Below are 3,111 nucleotides of genomic sequence, written 5' to 3'. Positions count from 1 at the left end.
CCGGCACCCGCAGGCCCACCTCGCGGGCGGCCCGCAGGACACCGATGGCCTGGTCGTCGGTGGAGCAGAAGATCGCCGGGGGGCGGTTCTCGGAGCGCAGCACGCCGAGCGCGACGTCGTAGGCGCCGTAGCGGTGGAAGGGCGCGTCGATCAGGTGCGGTTCGGTCGGCAGGCCGTGCGCGTCCATGGCGCGCTGCCAGCCCTCGACGTGGTCGATGACCGGGTCGCCGGGGGCGGGGGACTCGACCGGGCCGCCGAAGCAGGCCACGTACGGGTGCCCGTGCACCTCCAGCAGGTGGCGGACGACGGCCTCGGCGCCGCCCACGTCGTCGGTGACCACCGCGACGTCGTCGATCGCCTCGGGGCGGCGGTGCAGCAGCACGACCTTGGCCCCCTCCATGGCCGCGAACTCCTCGGCGGCCCGCTGGGAGGGGCCCTGGCTGACCAGGATCAGGCCGGAGACCCGCATGCCGAGGAAGGCGCGGACGTAGTGGACCTCGCGGTCGTCGACGTAGTCGGAGTTGCCGATCAGCACCAGCTTGCCGCGTTCGGAGGCGGCCCGTTCCACGGCGTGCGCCATCTCGGCGAAGAACGGCTGGCGGGCGTCCGGCACGACCATGCCGATGAGGTTGGTGCGGCGGGAGGCCATCGCCTGCGCGACGCTGTTCGGCCGGTAGCCGAGCTGCTCGATCGCGGCGAGCACCTTCTCCCGGGTGGCGGGCGCGACCGGCCGCGGCCCGTTGTTGATCACGTAGCTGACGACCGCGGTCGAGGTACCAGCCAGTCGGGCTACATCGTCGCGCGTCACTTTGGCCACGGGGGGAGTCTACGCGTGTGGCGTGCGGCCGGGCAGTGGGGATCGCCCCCGGTCGGGGCCGTTCCCGGAGCGGCTCCCGGACGGGGTGGGGCGAATCCGGACAGGCCGGGCCGGGCGGTACGGGGTGGGCCCGCCCGGCCCGCCGGGTCAGGCCTCCAGGACCGTCGCGGGGCGCCGGACGGCCTGGTCGGGGCGCTCGCCCTTGTCGGGCTTCTCCGGGACGACGAAGCGGTAGCCGACGTTGCGGACGGTGCCGATCAGGCACTCGTTCTCGACGCCGAGCTTGGCCCGCAGCCGCCGCACGTGCACGTCGACGGTCCGGGTGCCGCCGAAGTAGTCGTAGCCCCAGACCTCCTGCAGCAGCTGCGCCCGGGTGAAGACCCGGCCGGGGTGCTGGGCGAGGTACTTGAGCAGCTCGAACTCCTTGAAGGTGAGGTCGAGCACCCGGCCCTTGAGCTTGGCCGAGTAGGTGGCCTCGTCGACCGAGAGGTCGCCGTTGCGGATCTCCATCGGGCTGTCGTCGGTGGTCACCTGGAGCCGGCCGAGGGCGAGTCGCAGCCGGGCCTCGACCTCGGCCGGGCCGGAGGTGTCGAGCAGGACGTCGTCGATGCCCCACTCCGCGGTGACGGCGGCCAGGCCGCCCTCGGTCACCACCAGGATCAGCGGGCAGCCGATGCCGGTGGAGCGCAGCAGCTGGCAGAGGCTGCGGATCTGCGGCAGGTCGCGCCTGCCGTCCACCAGGATGACGTCGGCGCTGGGGGTGTCGACCAGGGCGGCACCCTCGGCGGGCGCCACCCGGACGCTGTGCAGCAGCAGGCCGAGTGCGGGCAGTACCTCCGCGGAGGGCTGCAGCGCGTTGGTGAGGAGGAGCAGAGAACTCATACCCGGTAGTCCCCTTTCCGGGTCGTCGCGGTCGCGTTCCGGCTGCCGCCACAGCCGGATGGCGCACGTGCTGGTGAGGGGGAGGAGGGGGACGCCCGGTGGGGCCCGTCGGGCCCGTCGGCGCGGACGGCCGAACGGGGCGCGCGCCGGGGGTCCCGCAACCCGCGATGCACCGTTTCTGCCCTGTTCATCCCGCGAACCTTCCGGTCCTGGCCCGTCCCGGGCGGCGGCCCGGAGCCGGGGTTGTCCGACGCCCCTGCCGGGTCCGGCACGTCGTTGTGCCGTGCGTGGCGGGGGCGGTTCCCGCGGACCGCCGGGGGTGGGCCGACGATTCGCAAGAACGTCCGTACTGGCGTCCTGAAAGCACAAAAGGACCCGGGGGCGACTCTGCCCGGATCCCTCAGGGGTCGAGGATAGCCGACCGGTCCCCGGGCCGGGAGGGCTCCGACCCGGCGGTTCGGCCCTTTTCGGGCGCGCGCCGGGTGAGCCCCGCCACAGCTTCGCGACGGCGCCGCCAGGTACCGGGCCAGGGCGATTGCCGCTCGTGCGGACGAACACGCCATCATGGGACGCACATCGACGGCACCGTGCGAGTACACCTTTCGGGCGACGCGCGGCCGCCTCCGGTGGTGGACCCGGCCCGGGGTACCCGGGAACGGGCGAGGACGACGAGAAGGGGTTGCCATGGGCGCGACCACCGGGCACGACCCGGCGGCCGCCGTTCGGGTGAGCGGAACCATCCGCTACTGGGCGGCGGCGAAGTCGGAGGCCGGGCTGGCCGAGGAGCCGTACCTGGCGGCGACCCTGGCCGAGGCGCTGGCGGAGGCCAAGGCGCGGCATGCCGACCGGCCGAAGCTGGTCCTGCTGCTCGGCCACTGCTCCTACCTGGTGGACGGCTCGCCGGTGGGCGGCCGTGACCACTCGACGGTGGCGCTCAGCGAGGGCGGCAGCGTCGAGGTTCTCCCGCCGTTCGCGGGCGGGTGAGCGGCGTGACCAGGACGAACGGGGCCCCCGAGGGCCCGCCGCGGCAGCACCCTCAGCAGCCGCAGTACCCCTACGGGCAGCCGCAGCAGCAGTCGGCGCAGCCTCCGCAGCAGCAGCCGCAGGAGCAGCCGCAGGAGCAGCCCGGGGCGCAGGGGTACCACCCCCAGCAGCCGCCGTATCCGTACGCCCCCCAGCAGGGGTACGCGCCGGATCCTTATGCGCAGCAGGGGCTCGCGGCGCAGCCGCACGCCCCCGGCGCGGGTGTACCGCCGTACGGCGGGCCGTCGGCGCAGCAGCCGGGGTACCCGCAGCAGCAGCCGTACGGACAGCAGGCCGCCTACGGGCAGTCGCCGTACGGGCAGCCGCCGTACGGGGCGGGGCCGGGCGTCGGTCCGGCCGTGGACGACGCCGCGACGGCGCTGCTCCCG

Annotated in this window: 3 protein-coding genes and 1 pseudogene; 2 read left to right on the top strand and 2 right to left on the bottom strand. The window is 74.6% G+C overall.

Annotated features, from left to right (window positions below; genetic code table 11):
* Together BI06_RS45255 and BI06_RS45250 are read right to left on the bottom strand one after the other, a co-directional pair.
* On the bottom strand, positions 1-817 hold an 817-nt coding region (locus BI06_RS45255; protein ID WP_043479094.1), incomplete at its 3' end, for a LacI family DNA-binding transcriptional regulator.
* A 147-nt stretch (positions 818-964) separates the two neighbouring features.
* Positions 965-1,699, bottom strand: a complete 735-nt coding sequence (locus BI06_RS45250) for a response regulator transcription factor (RefSeq protein WP_037782252.1) — start codon at positions 1,697-1,699, stop codon at positions 965-967.
* A 684-nt stretch (positions 1,700-2,383) separates the two neighbouring features.
* Between BI06_RS45250 and BI06_RS45245 the strand changes: the two genes are divergently transcribed.
* Together BI06_RS45245 and BI06_RS45240 are read left to right on the top strand one after the other, a co-directional pair.
* Complete coding sequence (locus BI06_RS45245; protein ID WP_051743093.1) at positions 2,384-2,683, top strand: MoaD/ThiS family protein; 300 nt, start codon at positions 2,384-2,386, stop codon at positions 2,681-2,683.
* Positions 2,684-2,688: 5 nt separating this feature from the next.
* A pseudogene (locus BI06_RS45240) lies at positions 2,689-3,111 on the top strand (hypothetical protein); the annotation flags it as partial.

It is taken from the genome of Kitasatospora sp. MBT66 (genome assembly GCF_000710405.2).
Taxonomy (GTDB): Bacteria; Actinomycetota; Actinomycetes; order Streptomycetales; family Streptomycetaceae; genus Kitasatospora; species Kitasatospora purpeofusca.
The sequence above is the reverse complement of the archived record's forward strand: the minus strand, read 5'-3'. Positions and strand labels throughout refer to the sequence as shown.

What these genes read in the sequence shown, in the direction of transcription:
- BI06_RS45250 (WP_037782252.1), bottom strand. Translation starts at nt 1,699, where the DNA reads ATGAGTTCTCTGCTCCTCCTCACCAACGCGCTGCAGCCCTCCGCGGAG.
- BI06_RS45245 (WP_051743093.1), top strand. Translation starts at nt 2,384, where the DNA reads ATGGGCGCGACCACCGGGCACGACCCGGCGGCCGCCGTTCGGGTGAGC.